Annotated in this window: 20 protein-coding genes; 16 read left to right on the top strand and 4 right to left on the bottom strand. The window is 55.1% G+C overall.

Translation table 11 applies throughout. From position 1 onward, the window contains the following. Nucleotides 1-54: 54 nt before the first annotated feature. The gene (gene srmB, locus HV355_RS05570) at nucleotides 55-1,383 is read right to left on the bottom strand and encodes an ATP-dependent RNA helicase SrmB (RefSeq protein ID WP_042715662.1); all 1,329 of its coding nucleotides are present in this window, start codon (nucleotides 1,381-1,383) and stop codon (nucleotides 55-57) included. Nucleotides 1,384-1,515: 132 nt separating this feature from the next. On the opposite strand from srmB, the gene HV355_RS05565 reads away from it, so the two are divergent. Next, the gene (locus tag HV355_RS05565; protein ID WP_182401163.1) at nucleotides 1,516-2,253 is read left to right on the top strand and encodes a tRNA1(Val) (adenine(37)-N6)-methyltransferase; all 738 of its coding nucleotides are present in this window, start codon (nucleotides 1,516-1,518) and stop codon (nucleotides 2,251-2,253) included. Here the strand turns inward: HV355_RS05565 and nadB are convergent. Then, on the bottom strand, nucleotides 2,238-3,857 hold the full coding sequence (gene nadB, locus HV355_RS05560; protein WP_182401161.1) for an L-aspartate oxidase: 1,620 nt from the start codon (nucleotides 3,855-3,857) through the stop codon (nucleotides 2,238-2,240). The genes HV355_RS05565 and nadB overlap by 16 nt on opposite strands. Before the next feature lie 363 nt (nucleotides 3,858-4,220). Here nadB and rseD point away from each other — a divergent pair, with 363 nt between their 5' ends. From rseD to acpS, 12 genes are all read left to right on the top strand, one after another. Beyond that, entirely contained in the window at nucleotides 4,221-4,286 is a 66-nt protein-coding gene (gene rseD / locus HV355_RS24155; RefSeq protein ID WP_226348011.1) for a rpoE leader peptide RseD, read from the top strand. Beyond that, nucleotides 4,283-4,858 carry an RNA polymerase sigma factor RpoE gene (gene rpoE, locus HV355_RS05550; RefSeq protein ID WP_010434081.1) on the top strand — a complete coding sequence of 192 codons (576 nt, stop codon included), beginning with the start codon at nucleotides 4,283-4,285 and terminating at the stop codon, nucleotides 4,856-4,858. The genes rseD and rpoE overlap by 4 nt, the downstream gene beginning before the upstream one ends. Before the next feature lie 31 nt (nucleotides 4,859-4,889). Next, the gene (gene rseA, locus HV355_RS05545; protein ID WP_182401160.1) at nucleotides 4,890-5,540 is read left to right on the top strand and encodes an anti-sigma-E factor RseA; all 651 of its coding nucleotides are present in this window, start codon (nucleotides 4,890-4,892) and stop codon (nucleotides 5,538-5,540) included. Next, complete coding sequence (rseB, locus tag HV355_RS05540; protein ID WP_010434078.1) at nucleotides 5,540-6,493, top strand: sigma-E factor regulatory protein RseB; 954 nt, start codon at nucleotides 5,540-5,542, stop codon at nucleotides 6,491-6,493. The genes rseA and rseB overlap by 1 nt, the downstream gene beginning before the upstream one ends. Continuing rightward, entirely contained in the window at nucleotides 6,490-6,966 is a 477-nt protein-coding gene (rseC, locus tag HV355_RS05535; RefSeq protein WP_182401157.1) for a SoxR-reducing system protein RseC, read from the top strand. Before rseB ends, rseC begins: the two co-directional genes overlap by 4 nt. A gap of 185 nt (nucleotides 6,967-7,151) precedes the next feature. Further along, the gene (gene lepA, locus HV355_RS05530) at nucleotides 7,152-8,951 is read left to right on the top strand and encodes a translation elongation factor 4 (RefSeq protein ID WP_089598413.1); all 1,800 of its coding nucleotides are present in this window, start codon (nucleotides 7,152-7,154) and stop codon (nucleotides 8,949-8,951) included. 16 nt (nucleotides 8,952-8,967) lie between these two features. Then, nucleotides 8,968-9,942: a signal peptidase I gene (lepB, locus tag HV355_RS05525; protein ID WP_010434075.1), complete on the top strand. Its 975-nt coding sequence runs from the start codon at nucleotides 8,968-8,970 to the stop codon at nucleotides 9,940-9,942. Nucleotides 9,943-10,164: 222 nt separating this feature from the next. Continuing rightward, on the top strand, nucleotides 10,165-10,845 hold the full coding sequence (rnc, locus tag HV355_RS05520) for a ribonuclease III (protein WP_010434072.1): 681 nt from the start codon (nucleotides 10,165-10,167) through the stop codon (nucleotides 10,843-10,845). Further along, nucleotides 10,842-11,747 carry a GTPase Era gene (gene era, locus HV355_RS05515; protein ID WP_006176722.1) on the top strand — a complete coding sequence of 302 codons (906 nt, stop codon included), beginning with the start codon at nucleotides 10,842-10,844 and terminating at the stop codon, nucleotides 11,745-11,747. Before rnc ends, era begins: the two co-directional genes overlap by 4 nt. Nucleotides 11,748-11,765: 18 nt before the next feature. Then, the gene (gene recO, locus HV355_RS05510) at nucleotides 11,766-12,473 is read left to right on the top strand and encodes a DNA repair protein RecO (protein ID WP_089598411.1); all 708 of its coding nucleotides are present in this window, start codon (nucleotides 11,766-11,768) and stop codon (nucleotides 12,471-12,473) included. 33 nt (nucleotides 12,474-12,506) lie between these two features. Continuing rightward, on the top strand, nucleotides 12,507-13,238 hold the full coding sequence (gene pdxJ / locus HV355_RS05505; RefSeq protein ID WP_126816194.1) for a pyridoxine 5'-phosphate synthase: 732 nt from the start codon (nucleotides 12,507-12,509) through the stop codon (nucleotides 13,236-13,238). After that, a complete protein-coding gene (gene acpS / locus HV355_RS05500) occupies nucleotides 13,238-13,618 on the top strand; it encodes a holo-ACP synthase (RefSeq protein ID WP_042715848.1) in 381 nt (126 codons plus the stop codon). Before pdxJ ends, acpS begins: the two co-directional genes overlap by 1 nt. On the opposite strand, the gene HV355_RS05495 is transcribed toward acpS, so the two are convergent. Both HV355_RS05495 and HV355_RS05490 read right to left on the bottom strand, forming a co-directional pair. Beyond that, nucleotides 13,615-13,875, bottom strand: coding sequence for a YfhL family 4Fe-4S dicluster ferredoxin (locus HV355_RS05495; protein ID WP_010434061.1), 261 nt, complete (start codon nucleotides 13,873-13,875; stop codon nucleotides 13,615-13,617). The two genes, acpS and HV355_RS05495, sit on opposite strands and share 4 nt — an antisense overlap. 46 nt (nucleotides 13,876-13,921) lie before the next feature. Further along, on the bottom strand, nucleotides 13,922-14,770 hold the full coding sequence (locus HV355_RS05490; RefSeq protein ID WP_182401155.1) for a MurR/RpiR family transcriptional regulator: 849 nt from the start codon (nucleotides 14,768-14,770) through the stop codon (nucleotides 13,922-13,924). Nucleotides 14,771-14,888: 118 nt separating this feature from the next. On the opposite strand from HV355_RS05490, the gene murQ reads away from it, so the two are divergent. The 3 genes from murQ to yfhb are packed head-to-tail and all read left to right on the top strand — an operon-like array spanning nucleotide 14,889 to nucleotide 17,797. Beyond that, the gene (murQ, locus tag HV355_RS05485) at nucleotides 14,889-15,782 is read left to right on the top strand and encodes an N-acetylmuramic acid 6-phosphate etherase (RefSeq protein ID WP_182401152.1); all 894 of its coding nucleotides are present in this window, start codon (nucleotides 14,889-14,891) and stop codon (nucleotides 15,780-15,782) included. A gap of 11 nt (nucleotides 15,783-15,793) precedes the next feature. After that, a complete protein-coding gene (locus HV355_RS05480) occupies nucleotides 15,794-17,158 on the top strand; it encodes a PTS transporter subunit EIIC (protein WP_126816192.1) in 1,365 nt (454 codons plus the stop codon). Between the two features lie 3 nt (nucleotides 17,159-17,161). Continuing rightward, the gene (gene yfhb / locus HV355_RS05475) at nucleotides 17,162-17,797 is read left to right on the top strand and encodes a phosphatidylglycerophosphatase C (RefSeq protein ID WP_182401150.1); all 636 of its coding nucleotides are present in this window, start codon (nucleotides 17,162-17,164) and stop codon (nucleotides 17,795-17,797) included. The last annotated feature ends 73 nt before the right edge of the window (nucleotides 17,798-17,870 follow it).

Here is a 17,870-nt window from a genome sequence, read left to right as displayed (position 1 = left end):
GGGTTTCAGCCACGGGGGTGGAATAAAAAAGCCGGGAAATTTCCCGGCTTTTTTTTACTCTTCAGTTTTCGTTTCTGGCGCGGCCGCGCTTGGCTTGCGACGTTTACCAATATTTTTGGTGTCGCGGTGGCGTTGCTTAACGCGCGGCTTCTCTTTTTCTTTCTCTTTTCTCTCAGCACGTTTCGCGAGCGCTTTTTTGGACGGCTTGCCCGTCATTTTTTCGCTCGGTGCACGGGTGGTCGGGCGAAGCTCATCAATGACGCGCGCTTTCAGCGGCTCATCAACATAGCGGCCAATCTTCTGCAGCAGCAGGTAGTCATGCGCTTCAACCAGTGAAATCGCAATCCCTTTGCGGCCCGCGCGGCCGGTACGGCCAATACGGTGCAGATAGGTATCTCCGCTGCGCGGCATATCGAAGTTAATGACGTGGCTCACGTCAGGGATGTCGATCCCGCGTGCGGCAACGTCAGTCGCAACCAGAACGTTCACGCGACCGTCGGTCAGACGCTTAATGCCTTCAGTTCGCTTGATCTGCGCCATCTCGCCTTCAAGATAGCAGTTGTTGATCCCGGCGTTACGCAGCATTTCCGCCAGCTCATGCACGCGCTCGCGCTTGCGCACAAACACGATTGTGCGCAGAGCATCTTCCTGCTTCAGCAGGTGTTTCAGCAATTCGACCTTGTGCTCAAGGTTATCCGCGCGGTAGTACCACTGGTGGATCTTCTTACGCTCACGGGTTGACGGTGTCGCCGAGACTTCCGCCGGATCTTCCAGCAGACGCTCCGCGAAGTCTTTGATCGCTTCCCCTTCGAGAGTGGCAGAGAACAGCATTGTCTGGTTACGCCAGCGCGTTTCACCCGCAATGTGTTCAATATCCTGCGCGAAGCCCATGTCCAGCATGCGGTCGGCTTCATCCAGGATCAGCGTTTCAACCGCGCGGCAGTCGAAGTTCTCTTCTTTGATGTACTGCAGCAGGCGGCCGGTTGTCGCAACGACGATGTCCTGGTTTTCGCTGAACACTTCGGCGTGGTTCATGTACGCAACGCCGCCGGTGATGGTGGCGATATCAAGATGAGTATTTGCCGCGAGTTCACGCGCGTGATCGGCAACCTGCATTGCCAGTTCGCGCGTAGGCGTCAGAATTAAAATACGCGGTGGGCCTGATTTTTTACGTGGGAAATCGAGCAGGTGCTGCAAGACAGGCAGCAAGTAGGCTGCTGTTTTCCCCGTGCCGGTTGGCGCAGAACCGAGCACATCGCGGCCCTCAAGCGCAGGCGGAATGGCCGCGGCCTGAATGGCGGTCGGGCGTGTAAAGCCTTTGCTCTCAAGTGCATTGAGCAGGCTTTCATCGAGTTCAAGTTCGGAAAAAGTCGTTACAGTCATGTTCTACCTCTGTGTGGGGCGCTGATTATAGACGTTACGGCTGTAATCTTCATCTGTTTGTATGGATATCGCTTTTCGACCACTTCGCTTTCCCCTATGCTACTCCAGTTTCACTTAGAAGGTTGCCCTGACATGTCTCAACTCAAAGCGCAGCTGCGCCGCGATGGTTTTACGTTTAAGCAGTTTTTTGTGGCGCACGATCGCTGTGCGATGAAAGTCGGTACAGACGGTATTTTACTGGGTGCCTGGGCACCTGTCGCAGGTGTTAAGCGTATTCTTGATATCGGTACGGGCAGCGGGCTGGTGGCGTTGATGCTGGCGCAGCGCACGGAAGACCATGTCACCATTGATGCCGTCGAACTGGATGCGCAGGCCGCAGGGCAGGCGAGTGAAAATGCTGCGGAATCCCCTTGGGCACCACGCCTTTCCGTTGAGTGTGCGGATATTCTTGCCTGGGCGCCTGAGCAAACTTCACGTTACGATCTCATTGTCAGTAACCCTCCTTACTACGAACCCGGCGTAGAGTGCGGTACGCCCGAGCGCGAACGGGCTCGTTATACCGGTTCACTCGATCATAAGGCGCTGTTAACCAGTGCGGCTGAGCTGATCTCTGAAGAAGGTTTTTTCTGCGTGGTACTGCCAGAAAGTACCGGCAATAACTTTATTGAGATTGCCCGGGAGATTGGCTGGAATCTGCGTTTACGCACCGACATTTCGGACACTGAAGGGCGGTTGCCGCATCGTGTGTTGCTGGCACTCTCACCGAAAGAAGGGGAGTGTTTCAATGACAGAATGGTCATCCGTGGGCCAGACCAGCGTTACTCCGAAGATTACACTGCTCTGACCCAGGCGTTCTATCTGTTTATGTGAGCGTGAGGAGACAAGACCGACGGGCCGGACGCTTCCAGCTGATCGGGATAGTCCAGGGTGTAATGCAGCCCGCGACTCTCTTTACGCATCATTGCGCAGCGTACGATAAGCTCCGCAACCTGTACCAGGTTGCGCAGTTCCAGCAGGTTATTGGAGACGCGGAAATTGGCGTAATACTCATCAATCTCCTGCTGTAGCATCGTGATGCGGCGCAGGGCGCGTTCAAGACGTTTTGTCGTCCGTACAATCCCAACGTAGTCCCACATAAACAGCCGCAGTTCGCGCCAGTTATGCTGGATAACAACCAGTTCGTCCGGATTTTCTACACGACTTTCATCCCAGGCTGGCAAATGCTCTGTTTCACGTGCATACGGCATACGGCTGGTAATATCCTCTGCTGCAGACCATCCGTATACCAGACACTCCAGCAGCGAGTTTGAGGCCATGCGGTTCGCGCCGTGCAGGCCGGTATAACTCACTTCTCCAATGGCATACAGGCCGTCCACGTCGGTGCGGCCGTGATCGTCAACCATCACGCCACCACAGGTATAGTGGGCTGCAGGCACAATGGGCACCGGATCGCGGGTCAAATCGATCCCCAGGCCCAGCAGTTTTTCATAAATCATCGGGAAGTGCTGACGAATGAACTCAGCTGGCTTATGGCTGATATCCAGATACATACAATCCACGCCAAGACGTTTCATTTCATGGTCGATTGCGCGAGCGACAATATCGCGCGGAGCCAGTTCGCCCCTGGCATCAAAGTCAGGCATAAAGCGGGAGCCGTCGGGACGCTTCAGGTAAGCGCCTTCTCCGCGCAGGGCTTCCGTCAGCAGGAAATTACGCGCCTGAGGATGGAACAGGGCTGTTGGATGGAACTGATTGAACTCAAGGTTCGCCACGCGACAACCGGCACGCCAGGCCATGGCTATACCGTCCCCGGAGGCAATGTCCGGGTTAGTTGTGTACTGATACACCTTAGAAGCACCGCCTGTCGCCAGGACGACCGCTTTTGCCCGGCAGGTTTCCACCTTCTCTTTATTACGATTCCACACCCAGGCGCCGACGACGCGTCGCGTGCCCGGTAGACCAATTTTATCGGAGATAATCAGGTCAACCGCATTGCTACGCTCAAGGACGCGAATATTAGGATGGCTAAGCGCTTTACTGACCAGTGTGGTTTCAACCGCTTTTCCGGTCGCGTCTGCCGCATGAAGGATCCGACGATGGCTATGTCCGCCTTCACGGGTCAGGTGGTAGCTCTCTTCACCGTTAGGCTGGACGTGGGTATCAAACAGCACCCCCTGATCGATAAGCCACTGTACGCAATGTCGGGCGTTGCTGGCGACAAACTCTGCGGCATGTTCATCCACAATCCCCGCCCCGGCAATGAGGGTGTCTTCAACGTGCGAGGCAATGCTGTCCGTTTCGTCAAACACGGCCGCAATCCCGCCTTGCGCATAGAAAGTTGAACCCTCGCTCATCGGGCCTTTACTCAAGACGATCACGTTCTGGTGCTCAGCAAGGCGCAGCGCAAGGGAGAGACCAGCAGCACCGCTGCCGATGATCAGTACATCACAATGAAGTTCTGGCGTTGTGTTCATGATGTTTGTTTAATTTACTAAACAGTGTTTGGCCAGAATAGCACCTGGCTGAGAGGTTTCGCACGTTTTTTTTGTATGTTGTTATGGTGACTAAACGTAAAGTCAGAGCTAAACAAGAGGTAAATGAACGAAAAGATTTTGCGAAGCAGATCGTTAGCTTCAGATTTTGTGGTGAAATAAAGCCGGTGTTGCGTTACTCTTCTGACGATAAAGTTGATGATTCTTGTCAGAAAGTGGGTGCGTATCGTGATCAGACTTATAATGAGAGAAAATGATCGGTCTGCGGCGCGATGAACAAAAACAAAAGCGTGACGGAACTTATTGAAGAATAGACGCTCTAAGCCAGTGCTTGCTCAAAGTACAATGCTGTTAGAGTGGCGTTTCGATAGCGCGTGGAATTTAGGTTTGGGGAGACATTACCTCGGATGAGCGAGCAGTTAACGGACCAGGTCCTGGTTGAACGGGTCCAAAAGGGAGATCAGAAAGCCTTTAACCTACTGGTGGTTCGCTACCAGCATAAGGTGGCGAGTCTGGTTTCTCGCTATGTCCCCTCGGGAGATGTTCCTGATGTGGTACAAGAGTCTTTTATTAAGGCCTATCGTGCGCTGGATTCATTCCGGGGAGATAGTGCTTTTTATACCTGGCTGTATCGCATTGCCGTGAATACAGCAAAAAATTATCTGGTCGCTCAGGGCCGTCGTCCGCCTTCTAGTGATGTGGACGCAATCGACGCCGAAAACTTCGAAAGTGGCGGCGCGTTGAAAGAAATTTCGAACCCTGAGAACTTAATGTTGTCAGAAGAACTGAGACAAATCGTTTTTCGCACGATCGAGTCGCTCCCGGAAGATTTACGCATGGCAATTACGTTACGGGAGTTGGATGGCCTAAGCTATGAAGAGATAGCGGTCATCATGGATTGTCCGGTCGGCACGGTTCGTTCACGAATTTTCCGTGCGCGAGAAGCAATTGATAATAAAGTTCAACCGCTTATCAGGCGTTGACGATAGCGGGATACTGGAAAAGGTATTAGGCATGCAGAAAGAACAACTTTCCGCTTTAATGGATGGTGAAACGCTGGATAGTGAGCTGCTCAATGAGCTGTCTCATTCTCCCGAAATGCAAGAGACCTGGGAGAGCTATCATCTCATCCGTGACACCTTACGTGGTGATACCGGCGAGGTTCTCCATTTCGATATCTCGGCTCGCGTCATGGCGGCCATCGAGAACGAGCCAGTACATCAGACCACTCCGCTGATTCCTGAAGCTCAGCCCGCGCCTCACCAGTGGCAGAAAATGCCGTTCTGGCAAAAGGTGCGTCCGTGGGCCAGCCAGCTTACCCAAATGGGTGTGGCTGCTTGCGTATCGTTTGCAGTTATCGTTGGCGTCCAGCACTATAACACTCAGTCTGAAGCCAATCAGCAGCCTGAAGCGCCAGTGTTTAATACACTGCCGATGATGGGCAAAGCCAGCCCGGTTAGCCTGGGCGTACCGGCAGATGCTTCCGCAAGCGGCGGTCAGCAACAGCAGGTACAAGAGCAGCGCCGTCGCATCAATGCGATGTTGCAGGATTATGAGTTGCAGCGTCGTCTGCACTCCGAACAGCTTCAGTTTGAGCAGGCACAAACCCAGCAGGCTGCTGTGCAAGTGCCCGGAAACCAAACTTTAGGAACGCAATCGCAGTAATGAAGCAACTTTGGTTCGCCATGTCTCTGATGACAGGTAGCCTGTTCTTCTCTGCCAACGCCTCGGCTGATGTTTCATCCGGGGCGTTGTTGCAGCAAATGAATCTGGCCAGCCAGTCACTCAATTACGAGTTGGCATTTATCAGCATTAATAAGCAGGGCGTCGAATCGTTACGCTATCGCCATGCCCGTCTTGATAACCAGCCGCTCGCCCAGCTTTTACAGATGGATGGTCCACGTCGGGAAGTGGTTCAGCGTGGCAATGAAATCAGCTACTTTGAACCTGGCCTGGAACCTTTCACTCTGAATGGCGACTATATCGTTGATTCCTTGCCATCGCTTATCTATACCGATTTCAAGCGTCTTGCGCCTTTCTACGATTTTATCGCGGTCGGCAAAACCCGCATCGCCGACAGACTCTGCGAGGTTATCCGCGTTGTGGCCAGAGACGGTACGCGTTACAGCTACATCGTCTGGATTGATGCAGAAACCAAGCTGCCAATGCGCGTTGACCTGCTCGACCGTGACGGTGAAACGCTGGAACAGTTCCGCGTCATCTCCTTCAGCGTGAATAATCAGGTGGGCAATAGCATGCAGAATCTGGCCAAAGCCAGCCTGCCGCCGCTGCTTTCTGTTCCTGCCGGTGATTCTGTGAACTTCAACTGGGTTCCTTCCTGGATCCCGCAAGGATTTAGTGAAGTCTCCAGTAGCCGTCGCCAGTTACCGACCATTGAAACGCCGGTCGAATCGCGTCTTTATTCAGATGGGTTGTTCAGCTTCTCGGTGAACATCAACCGTGCAACGGCAAACAGTTCAGAACAAATGCTTCGTACCGGGCGCCGTACGGTGAGTACCACGGTACGTGATAACGCCGAGATCACCATCGTCGGGGAATTGCCGCCGCAAACGGCGAAGCGCATTTCCGACAGCATTAAATTTAGGGCTGCGCAATGATTAAAGAGTGGGCTACGGTCGTATCGTGGCAGGATGGCGTTGCGCTGGTGAGCTGTGACGTAAAAGCATCCTGCAACAGCTGTGCGTCCAGAGCGGGTTGCGGCAGTCGCGTGCTCAACAAGCTGGGGCCGCAAACGTCGCATACGATCGCCGTCCCGAGCGAACAGCCGCTGGTGGCAGGGCAGAAGGTGGAACTGGGCATCGCAGAAGGCAGTCTGTTGACCTCCGCGATGCTGGTTTATCTCTCCCCACTGGTTGGTTTGTTTGTTATGGGCGGTATTTTCCAGACGTTGTTTGGCACCGATGTGGCTGCCATGTGTGGTGCTGCACTGGGTGGCGTAGGTGGATTTTGGCTTGCCAAAGGCCTGTCGCCAAAGCTCGCAGCACGTGAAGAGTGGCAACCCGTTATCCTCAATGTTGCACTCGCGCCTGACCAGCTTCGTGTCGAGACGCTCTCTTCTGAAGCCCGGTGATCCACCGGGCTTTATCATTATTTACATCTCAAAAAAGAAAACGCCGTTTCTTCGCGCTATGCTTGGCTCTAAGTGCATTTCCAGGTTGCGGGGATGTAGTGTAGAATGCTGCGTTTTCGCACTGAAAAACGTCAGGCTAAGAACAGCGGCCTCCAGGAATTCGTAAGGCATAATTATTTAACTATATGAAGAACATACGTAACTTTTCGATCATTGCTCACATTGACCACGGTAAGTCGACGCTGTCTGACCGTATTATCCAGATTTGCGGTGGCCTGTCTGATCGTGAAATGGCAGCCCAGGTACTGGACTCCATGGACCTGGAACGCGAACGCGGTATCACCATTAAAGCGCAGAGCGTGACGCTCGACTATAAAGCGACCGACGGTGAAACCTACCAACTGAACTTTATCGACACCCCTGGCCACGTTGACTTCTCCTATGAAGTTTCACGCTCGCTGGCGGCCTGTGAAGGCGCGCTGCTTGTGGTCGATGCCGGGCAGGGCGTAGAAGCCCAGACCCTGGCGAACTGCTACACCGCGATGGAAATGGATCTCGAGGTCGTGCCGGTTCTGAACAAAATTGACTTGCCTGCCGCCGATCCTGAGCGCGTAGCGGAAGAGATTGAAGACATCGTCGGCATTGATGCGACCGACGCGGTACGCTGCTCGGCGAAAACCGGCGTCGGTGTTCCCGATGTGCTGGAACGTCTGGTGCGTGATATTCCGCCACCGGAAGGTGACCCGGAAGCGCCGCTGCAGGCGCTGATCATCGACTCCTGGTTCGATAACTACCTTGGCGTTGTTTCGCTGGTGCGTATCAAAAACGGGACCATGCGTAAAGGCGACAAAATTAAGGTCATGAGTACCGGCCAGGTCTACAACGCTGACCGTCTGGGTATCTTCACGCCAAAACAGGTTGACCGTACCGAGCTGAAATGCGGCGAGGTAGGCTGGCTGGTCTGCGCGATTAAAGACATCCTCGGTGCTCCGGTGGGCGATACGCTGACGCTGGCACGTAACCCGGCGGACAAAGCGCTGCCAGGCTTTAAAAAGGTGAAGCCGCAGGTTTACGCGGGCCTGTTCCCGGTCAGCTCTGACGACTACGAAAACTTCCGTGATGCGCTCGGTAAGCTGAGCCTGAACGATGCTTCCCTGTTCTACGAACCAGAAAGTTCAACGGCGCTGGGCTTCGGTTTCCGCTGTGGCTTCCTTGGCCTGCTGCATATGGAGATCATTCAGGAACGTCTGGAGCGTGAATACGATCTGGATCTGATCACCACCGCACCGACCGTAGTGTATGAAGTGGAAACCACCTCGAAAGAAGTGATCTACGTCGACAGCCCGTCCAAGCTGCCGCCGCTGAACAATATTCACGAGCTGCGTGAGCCTATTGCTGAGTGTCACATGCTGCTGCCGCAGGAGTTCCTGGGCAACGTCATCACGCTCTGTATTGAGAAGCGTGGCGTGCAGACCAACATGGTTTACCATGGTAACCAGGTGGCGCTGACCTACGAAATCCCGATGGCGGAAGTGGTCCTCGACTTCTTCGACCGTCTGAAGTCGACCTCCCGTGGCTATGCGTCACTGGATTACAACTTCAAGCGTTTCCAGGCCTCTAACATGGTGCGTGTGGACGTGCTGATCAACAGCGAGCGCGTCGATGCACTGGCGCTGATCACCCACAACGACAACGCGCCATACCGTGGTCGTGAGCTGGTTGAGAAGATGAAAGAGCTGATCCCGCGTCAGCAATTTGATATCGCGATTCAGGCGGCCATTGGTAACCACATCATCGCCCGTTCTACCGTGAAACAGCTGCGTAAAAACGTCCTGGCGAAATGCTACGGCGGTGACGTCAGCCGTAAGAAAAAGCTGCTGCAGAAGCAGAAAGATGGTAAGAAGCGTATGAAGCAGGTCGGTAACGTTGAGCTGCCGCAGGAAGCATTCCTTGCCATTCTTCATGTTGGTAAAGACGGCAAATAACCCTTAAGGAGTTGGCATGGCGAACATGTTTGCCCTGATCCTGGTCATCGCTACCCTGGTGACAGGTCTGCTGTGGTGTCTGGATAAGTTTATCTTCGCCCCAAAACGCCGTGAACGTCAGGCTGCCGCACAGGCAGCCACTGGCGATGGGCTTGATGCGAAAACCCTGAAGAAAGTTGGCCCGAAACCGGGCTGGCTGGAAACGGGAGCCTCGGTATTTCCGGTGCTGGCCATTGTGCTGGTGGTGCGTTCGTTCATTTACGAGCCGTTCCAGATCCCATCAGGTTCCATGATGCCAACACTGCTAATTGGCGATTTTATTCTGGTTGAGAAGTTTGCCTACGGCATTAAAGATCCGATCTACCAGAAAACGCTGATCGAAACCGGTCATCCGAAACGTGGCGATATCGTGGTATTTAAATACCCGGAAGATCCGCGACTGGACTACATCAAGCGCGCGGTGGGTCTGCCGGGTGATAAAGTCACCTACGATCCGGCCACGAAGGAAGTCACCGTTCAGCCGGGCTGCAGTTCCGGTACCGCATGTGAAAACGCGCTGGCCATCACCTACTCAAACGTTGAGCCAAGTGATTTTGTGCAGACCTTTGCCCGTCGTAACGGCGGCGAAGCGACCAGCGGCTTCTTCCAGGTACCGAAAGGCGAGACCAAAGAGAACGGCATCCGCCTGGTTGAGCGTAAAGAGACGCTGGGTGATGTCACCCATCGTATCCTGACGGTTCCAATCGCGCAGGATCAAGTGGGTATGTACTACCAGCAGCCGGGTCAGCAGCTTGCCAGCTGGATCGTACCGCCAGGTCATTACTTCATGATGGGCGATAACCGCGATAACTCTGCCGATAGCCGCTACTGGGGCTTTGTGCCGGAAGCGAATCTGGTGGGTAAAGCGACGGCGATCTGGATGAGTTTTGAGAAGCAGGAAGGCGAATGGCCGACCGGGGTACGCCTGAATCGTATTGGCGGGATCCATTAATTCTCACGAAAAGAGCACGTAGCCGCATTATTTCGCGGCTACGTGAATTATTTCCACGATAAATCTCTTCGAACTAACGACATCCCTTGTCGTTGTGTATAGAATATTCCCCCGAAGTTTAAGGTTGGCCCTGCATGGGAGCCACGGCACACGAAACCGCGTTGGTTTTCTCAGGTCGGTTTCGTGTGCTGCATTTTTGACGCATTCATTTATTGGTATCGCATGAACCCCATCGTAATTAATCGGCTTCAACGGAAGCTGGGCTACACTTTTCATCATCAGGAGTTGTTGCAACAGGCATTAACCCACCGCAGTGCCAGCAGCAAACACAATGAGCGCCTCGAGTTTTTAGGTGACTCTATTTTAAGTTTCGTGATTGCGAATGCGCTTTATCATCGTTTCCCGCGTGTGGACGAGGGTGATATGAGCCGCATGCGTGCCACGCTGGTTCGGGGTAATACCCTTGCGGAAATCGCGCGTGAATTTGAACTGGGCGAATGTCTGCGTCTTGGACCGGGTGAACTGAAAAGCGGCGGCTTTCGTCGTGAATCTATTCTTGCCGATACGGTCGAAGCATTAATTGGTGGTGTGTTCCTGGACAGCGATATCCAGACCGTAGAAAAGCTGATCCTGAACTGGTATCAGAGCCGTCTGGACGAAATCAGTCCGGGCGATAAACAAAAAGATCCGAAAACGCGTCTGCAGGAATATTTGCAGGGTCGTCATCTGCCGCTGCCATCCTATCTGGTGGTGCAGGTACGTGGCGAAGCGCACGATCAGGAATTTACCATCCATTGCCAGGTCAGTGGCCTGAGTGAACCGGTGGTGGGCACAGGTTCAAGCCGTCGTAAGGCTGAACAGGCTGCCGCCGAACAGGCGTTAAAAATGCTGGAGCTGGAATGAGCGAAGAAAAAACCTATTGCGGATTTATTGCCATCGTCGGACGTCCGAACGTTGGTAAATCCACCCTGCTGAATAATCTGCTTGGGCAGAAGATTTCCATCACCTCGCGTAAGGCGCAGACCACGCGTCACCGCATCGTCGGCATCCATACTGAAGGCGCGTATCAGGCGATCTACGTCGATACCCCAGGCCTGCACATGGAAGAGAAGCGTGCCATCAACCGTCTGATGAACAAGGCGGCGAGCAGCTCGATTGGCGACGTAGAGCTGGTGATTTTCGTTGTTGAAGGCACCCGCTGGACGCCGGACGACGAGATGGTGCTGAACAAGCTGCGTGACGGCAAAACGCCGGTCATTCTCGCGGTCAACAAAGTTGATAACGTGCAGGAAAAGGCCGACCTGCTGCCGCATCTGCAGTGGCTCGGAAGCCAGATGAACTTCCTCGACATCGTTCCGCTGTCTGCTGAGACCGGCCTGAACGTTGATACCATCGCGGGCATCGTGCGTAAGCATCTGCCGGAAGCGATTCATCACTTCCCAGAAGACTACATCACCGATCGCTCTCAGCGCTTTATGGCGTCTGAAATCATCCGTGAAAAGCTGATGCGTTTCCTGGGCGCTGAACTGCCGTACTCTGTGACGGTGGAGATCGAGCGTTTCCAGACCAACGAGCGCGGTGGCTACGACATCAACGGCCTGATCCTCGTTGAGCGCGAAGGGCAGAAGAAGATGGTGATCGGCAACAAAGGCGCCAAGATAAAAACCATCGGTATCGAAGCCCGTAAGGACATGATGGAGATGTTCGAAGCGCCGGTTCACCTCGAACTGTGGGTGAAAGTGAAATCTGGCTGGGCCGATGATGAGCGTGCTCTGCGCAGCCTCGGTTACGGCGAAGACCAGTAACGCAAGACGACGAGTATAATGGAAGGTTGGCAGCGTGCCTTCGTTCTCCATAGTCGTCCCTGGAGCGAAACCAGCCTTATGCTGGACGTCTTCACGGAAGAGTCGGGCCGCGTGCGCCTTGTTGCGAAAGGCGCACGTTCCAAACGTTCTAACCTGAAAGGTGCCTTACAGCCTTTCACCCCGCTGCTGGTACGCTTTGGCGGGCGAGGGGAAGTCAAAACCCTGCGCAGCGCTGAAGCCGTCTCTCTGGCGCTTCCCCTTTCTGGCATCACGCTCTACAGCGGTCTGTATGTTAACGAACTCATTTCTCGCGTCCTTGAACATGAGACTCGCTTCTCGGAACTTTTCTTCGATTATCTGCACTGTATCCAGGCACTTGCTGGCGCAACCGGCACACCCGAGCCTGCGCTGCGCCGCTTCGAACTGGCACTGCTGGGCCATCTCGGGTACGGCGTAGATTTTCTGCACTGTGCGGGTAGCGGGGACGAGGTAGAAGACACTATGACCTACCGCTACCGCGAAGAAAAAGGCTTTATCGCCAGTATCGTAATAGACAACAGCACTTTTACCGGGCGCCAGCTCCGGGCGCTGTATGAGCGCGAGTTTCCCGATCAGGACACCCTGCGCGCAGCAAAACGCTTTACCCGGATTGCCCTCAAGCCGTATCTTGGCGGCAAGCCCTTAAAGAGCCGCGAATTATTCAGGCAGTTTGTGCCGAAACGTTAGACCACAGAATCGAAAAGAAAACCGAGGATTGTCATGGCTGAATTACTGTTAGGCGTCAACATCGATCATATCGCCACGCTGCGTAATGCGCGCGGCACGGCGTATCCCGATCCGGTTCAGGCGGCGTTTATCGCTGAACAGGCTGGCGCTGACGGCATTACCGTTCACCTGCGTGAAGACCGTCGCCACATTACTGATCGCGACGTGCGCATTCTGCGTCAGACGCTGGACACCCGTATGAATCTGGAGATGGCGGTCACCGAAGAGATGCTGACCATTGCCTGCGAGACCCAACCGCATTTCTGCTGTCTGGTGCCGGAAAAACGCCAGGAAGTGACCACCGAAGGCGGTCTGGATGTGGCCGGGCAGCTCGACAAAATGCGCGATGCCTGCAAACGTCTGGCGGATGCCGGTATCCTGGTTTCTCTGTTTATCGACGCTGATTTCACCCAGATTAAAGCGGCGGCCGACGTGGGCGCACCGTATATCGAAATTCACACCGGCTGCTATGCCGATGCCAAAAACGACGCCGAGCAGGCGAAAGAGCTGGAGCGTATCGCTAAAGCGGCCACGTACGCTTCAAGCCTGGGTTTGAAGGTTAACGCCGGTCACGGCCTGACCTACCACAATGTGAAAGCCATTGCCGCGCTGCCGGAAATGCACGAGCTGAACATCGGCCACGCCATTATTGGCCGTGCGGTGATGAGCGGTCTGAAAGAGGCGGTTTCAGAAATGAAACGCCTGATGCAGGAAGCGCGTCAGTAATGGCCATTCTGGGCTTAGGCACCGATATCGTTGAAATAGCCCGCATTGAAGCGGTGATCGCCCGTAGCGGCGATCGCCTCGCAAGACGCGTGCTGAGCGATAACGAATGGGCCATCTGGGAGGCGCATCAGCAGCCGGTGCGTTTTCTGGCGAAGCGCTTTGCGGTTAAAGAGGCGGCAGCTAAAGCCTTCGGAACCGGCATTCGCAACGGCCTGGCGTTTAACCAGTTCGAAGTGTTTAACGATGAGCTGGGCAAACCGAGCCTGCGTCTGTGGGGGGAAGCGCAAAAGCTGGCGGAAAAGCTGGGGGTGAATCACATGCACGTGACGCTCGCCGATGAACGCCACTACGCCTGCGCAACGGTGATCATTGAAAGCTAGAGTTTGTCTGCATGATGCATCAGGACAAACTTATCCCATAACTGCTCTTCGTTCTCGACGTGGGCCGGATCCTTCAGGATAGTATTCGGGATCGGGCACACTTTCTGACAGGTCGGCGTTTCATAGTGGCCGATGCATTCCGTGCAGCGGTCGCTGTTAATCTCATAAATGCTGTCGCCCATCGAAATCGCCTGGTTCGGGCATTCGGGCTCGCACATATCGCAATTAATGCATTTTTTGGTAATTAACAGCGCCATCAGGAAATTCTCAGAAACAACACAAACTGGGCGGGCATTATACGCGTCAAACCAGTTTCTTTACCAGTTCTTCGCTGTGACGAATGCGTTCGGGCGCGCGCTCAAGATCCTGCTGCACCAGCGCCATAAACAGCAGATCCGTCAGCATCATTTGAGCACTGGTGGACGAAATAGCCGCGCTGCGCGTGGCCTGCTCCTCGGCAATGGTATATAAACAGCGCGTTGCCCGCTGCTGGAGCGCGTTTGGCGTAAAACCCGTGATCGCCAGAATTTTACCGCCGACGCGCAGCGCTTCATCGGTCGCCATATTGATCTCTCGACGTACACCGGAATAAGAGATCGCCAGCAGTAAATCGTCAGGATCCATCGCCTGAACGGTGGCGAGCAGGGCGTGCATGTCCTGCTCCACTATCGCGTTGTAACCGATCTTCGTCAGCTTCCAGCCAAAGTTACGCGCCACTAGCCCGGATGCACCTATCCCGGTAAGAATAATGCGCCGTGCCGCGCGCAGCATCGCCACGCTTTCCAGCAGCTTCTCTTCGGTATTCACATCCAGTGTCGCATGCATGGCCGCCACGTTCTCTTTGATCAGCTTTTCGCCCACCAGACGCATCGGGTCATCGCCCCGGATCTGATTATGCACCGGCATCGACTGCGGATTGGGGTTACTCACCAGCGCTTCGCTGATCGCCAGCTTGAGGGCCGGAAAGCCCTTAAACCCGATTTTCTGGGCAAACTTCACCACGCTGGACTGGCTCACACCCGCCTCACTCGCCAGCTGCTGCGAGCTAAGATGGCGCGCGTGATCGGGTTGAGAAAGTAGAAAATCCGCCAGCTTCTTGTCGCTTTGGGCAAAGCCTGCATAACGCTGGCGAATGCGAATTAAACAGTTCATACGGTCTCCTGGCGAAAATGTGATTATCTGCTCAAATACGAATTTTGCTCGCCTGAATGAATTTTATATTCCACTATAGTGTGATTATTATGAATTAAAAATTCTTGAGGTACAAAAAATGAATCTTGGCTCACTGGTTTCTGAAACGCGTAACCCGCAAACCATGGATCTTGACGCACTCTCCACGCTGGAGCTGGTTAACCGCTTTAATCAACAGGATACGCTGGTCGCGCAGGCAGTGAAAGAGACATTACCAGAGGTGGCGAAGGCGGTTGATGCGGCCGCAGCTGCGCTAAAGGCCGATGGACGCATTATTTACATGGGCGCGGGCACCAGCGGACGTTTGGGGGTTCTGGATGCCTCCGAATGTCCGCCAACCTTTGGCGTTCCGCACGGCCTGGTGATCGGGCTGATTGCCGGTGGCCCAGGCGCGCTGCTGAAAGCCGTTGAAGGGGCGGAAGACAACAAACAGCTCGGTGAAGATGATCTCAAAGCGCTGAACCTGACCGCGCAGGATCTGGTGGTTGGGCTGGCGGCATCCGGGCGCACGCCGTACGTCATTGGCGGCCTGGAATACGCCAACCAGACAGGCTGCACGACGGTTGCCATCTCCTGTAACCCGGGCTCGCCGATTGCCCAGGTGGCCGCTATCGCCATCTCTCCGGTTGTCGGGCCGGAAGCGCTGACCGGCTCCACGCGCCTGAAATCCGGGACCGCGCAAAAGCTGGTGCTCAATATGATCTCCACCGGCGCGATGGTGAAGTTCGGCAAGGTTTATCAGAACCTGATGGTCGATATGCAGGCCACCAACGTCAAGCTGGTGGACAGAGCCTGCCGCATGGTGATGGAGGCGACAGGCGCAGGCCGTGAAGAGGCGGAAGCGGTCCTGAAACAAACCGATCACGATGTTAAACCGGCCATTCTGATGATCTTAAGCGGGCTGGACGCCGCGGCGGCGAGAGCCAAACTCGATGCGCATAACGGGTTCTTACGGGCTGCATTAGAAAACTAACAGAGGCGTGTATGGAAAAGACAGCAGCGCTCGCCAGCGGCATCCTGCAGGGGATCGGCGGAGAAAAGAATATCCAGCGTCTGGAAAACTGCATGACGCGCGTGCGCGTCGAGGTGCATAACGACGACGATCTTGATCTACCGCGCCTGAAGCAACTCCCCGGCGTAAGTGGATACGTCAAACAGGGGCAGCAGCACCAGCTTATTGTCGGGCCGGGAAAAGCGGCGCAGGTTGTTGATGCCATGCGCGCGCTGATGGTTGGTGGTGAGGCGACGGCCTCATTTGACGATGCCGAAAGCACCAAAGCGCAGGCAAAAGCCAAATACAAGGCGCCAATGAGCGATGCGCTGCGACAGCTGGCAAACGTCTTTATCCCGCTGATCCCGGCGTTTATTGCTTCGGGCCTGATCACCGGCATTATCAATATCCTCAAGCGGCCGGATATCGTCGGGGATTTTGCCACGCAGTATCCAAACCTGCTGGGGATCCTTGGGATCTTCGGCAGCGCAGTTTTCGCCATCATGAACATTCTGGTCGGGGTGAATACCGCGAAGGTGTTTGGCGGATCGCTGGCCATGGGTGGGGTAATGGCGGGCATCTTGTCCAGCCCGCAGCTGGCGCAGATCACGCTGTTTGGTGAGGCGCTCCAGCCCGGGCGCGGTGGGGTGATTGCCGTGCTGCTGGTGGTCATCCTGATGTGCTGGATCGAGAAAAGGCTGCGCGCGATCCTGCCTGGCTCGATTGAGCTTATCCTCAACCCGCTGCTGACCACGCTCATTACCGGTAGCGTCGCGGTGGTGGCACTCCAGCCGTTAGGCGGCTGGATCTCAGAAGCCATCGCCCACGGTGCGTCTCTGGCTATCGACCGTGGTGGCCTGCTGGTGGGGGCGGTGCTCTCTGGTACCTTCCTGCCGCTGGTGCTGACCGGCCTGCATCAGGGGCTGGTGCCGATCCACGTCGAGCTGGTGCAGGCGCACGGCTATAACGCGCTGCTGCCTATCCTGTCGATGGCGGGCGTGGGGCAGGTCGGCGCGGCGATTGCCGTACTGATGAAAACCCGCAACGCGCGACTGAAAAAAGTGATTAAAGGCGCGCTCCCGGTCGGGTTGCTCGGCATCGGCGAGCCGCTGATTTTCGGCGTTACGCTGCCGCTGGGGAAACCTTTCCTCGCAGCCTGTCTGGGCGGCGCGGTGGGCGGGGCGCTCATTAGCTACTGGAAAGTGGCGACGGTGATCACCTTTGGACTTTCCGGTTTACCGCTGGCATTAACCATCGTGACCGGAAAAGTGATGCTCTATCTGTTAGGCTATTTAGTAGCGGTAATCGCCGGGTTCCTGTTTACCTGGCTGTTAGGATTCAACGACCCAGAGGAGTAAGGTTTGGCAAATCACGCGCGTCGCGTTGTCTTTTTCGACCTGGATGGAACGCTGCATCAGCAGGATATGTTTGGCACCTTTATACGCTATCTGCTGCGGCGTCAGCCTCTGAATGCGCTGCTCGTCTTACCGCTCTTACCCGTGATTGGCATCGCGCTGCTGGTTAAAGGCCGTGCAGCGCGCTGGCCGATGAGCCTGCTGCTCTGGGGATGCACCTTTGGTCACAGCGAAGCACGGCTTAAACAGCTCGAAGAGGATTTTGCGCACTGGTTTCGCGGCCATGTCGCCGCGTTTCCCGTGGTGCAGGCGCGTCTCACCAGCTACCTCGACGCGAACGATGCCGATATCTGGCTGATTACCGGCTCCCCGCAGACGCTGGTGGAGCAGGTCTATTTTGATACGCCCTGGCTGCCGCGCGTAAATCTTATCGCCACGCAAATTTCCCGCGCTTACGGCGGTTGGGTGCTGACTATGCGCTGCCTGGGGCACGAGAAAGTGGTTCAGCTGGAGAAGCGCATCGGCACGCCGCTGCGCCTGTACAGCGGCTACAGCGACAGCAAGCAGGACAACCCGCTGCTCTATTTTTGCCAGCACCGCTGGCGCGTCACGCCATCAGGTGAACTTCAGCAACTCGAATAGACAAATTCATACACTAAATCATTCAAGTTGGATCAAGGCGGCTTGAAGGATGACGTGTATATAGTGGGTGTGT

This window comes from Enterobacter sp. RHBSTW-01064 (genome assembly GCF_014103035.1).
Lineage (GTDB): Bacteria > Pseudomonadota > Gammaproteobacteria > Enterobacterales > Enterobacteriaceae > Enterobacter > Enterobacter mori.
The sequence above is the reverse complement of the archived record's forward strand: the minus strand, read 5'-3'. Positions and strand labels throughout refer to the sequence as shown.

Bases quoted from the DNA above. Each gene is read 5' to 3' on its own strand.
- recO (WP_089598411.1), top strand. From the start codon at position 11,766: ATGGAAGGTTGGCAGCGTGCCTTCGTTCTCCATAGTCGTCCCTGGAGC.
- HV355_RS05480 (WP_126816192.1), top strand. From the start codon at position 15,794: ATGGAAAAGACAGCAGCGCTCGCCAGCGGCATCCTGCAGGGGATCGGC.
- HV355_RS05565 (WP_182401163.1), top strand. From the start codon at position 1,516: ATGTCTCAACTCAAAGCGCAGCTGCGCCGCGATGGTTTTACGTTTAAG.
- murQ (WP_182401152.1), top strand. From the start codon at position 14,889: ATGAATCTTGGCTCACTGGTTTCTGAAACGCGTAACCCGCAAACCATG.
- HV355_RS05495 (WP_010434061.1), bottom strand. From the start codon at position 13,875: ATGGCGCTGTTAATTACCAAAAAATGCATTAATTGCGATATGTGCGAG.
- nadB (WP_182401161.1), bottom strand. From the start codon at position 3,857: ATGAACACAACGCCAGAACTTCATTGTGATGTACTGATCATCGGCAGC.
- rseB (WP_010434078.1), top strand. From the start codon at position 5,540: ATGAAGCAACTTTGGTTCGCCATGTCTCTGATGACAGGTAGCCTGTTC.
- era (WP_006176722.1), top strand. From the start codon at position 10,842: ATGAGCGAAGAAAAAACCTATTGCGGATTTATTGCCATCGTCGGACGT.
- rseA (WP_182401160.1), top strand. From the start codon at position 4,890: ATGCAGAAAGAACAACTTTCCGCTTTAATGGATGGTGAAACGCTGGAT.
- rseC (WP_182401157.1), top strand. From the start codon at position 6,490: ATGATTAAAGAGTGGGCTACGGTCGTATCGTGGCAGGATGGCGTTGCG.
- acpS (WP_042715848.1), top strand. From the start codon at position 13,238: ATGGCCATTCTGGGCTTAGGCACCGATATCGTTGAAATAGCCCGCATT.
- pdxJ (WP_126816194.1), top strand. From the start codon at position 12,507: ATGGCTGAATTACTGTTAGGCGTCAACATCGATCATATCGCCACGCTG.
- lepB (WP_010434075.1), top strand. From the start codon at position 8,968: ATGGCGAACATGTTTGCCCTGATCCTGGTCATCGCTACCCTGGTGACA.
- rnc (WP_010434072.1), top strand. From the start codon at position 10,165: ATGAACCCCATCGTAATTAATCGGCTTCAACGGAAGCTGGGCTACACT.
- lepA (WP_089598413.1), top strand. From the start codon at position 7,152: ATGAAGAACATACGTAACTTTTCGATCATTGCTCACATTGACCACGGT.
- rpoE (WP_010434081.1), top strand. From the start codon at position 4,283: ATGAGCGAGCAGTTAACGGACCAGGTCCTGGTTGAACGGGTCCAAAAG.
- HV355_RS05490 (WP_182401155.1), bottom strand. From the start codon at position 14,770: ATGAACTGTTTAATTCGCATTCGCCAGCGTTATGCAGGCTTTGCCCAA.
- srmB (WP_042715662.1), bottom strand. From the start codon at position 1,383: ATGACTGTAACGACTTTTTCCGAACTTGAACTCGATGAAAGCCTGCTC.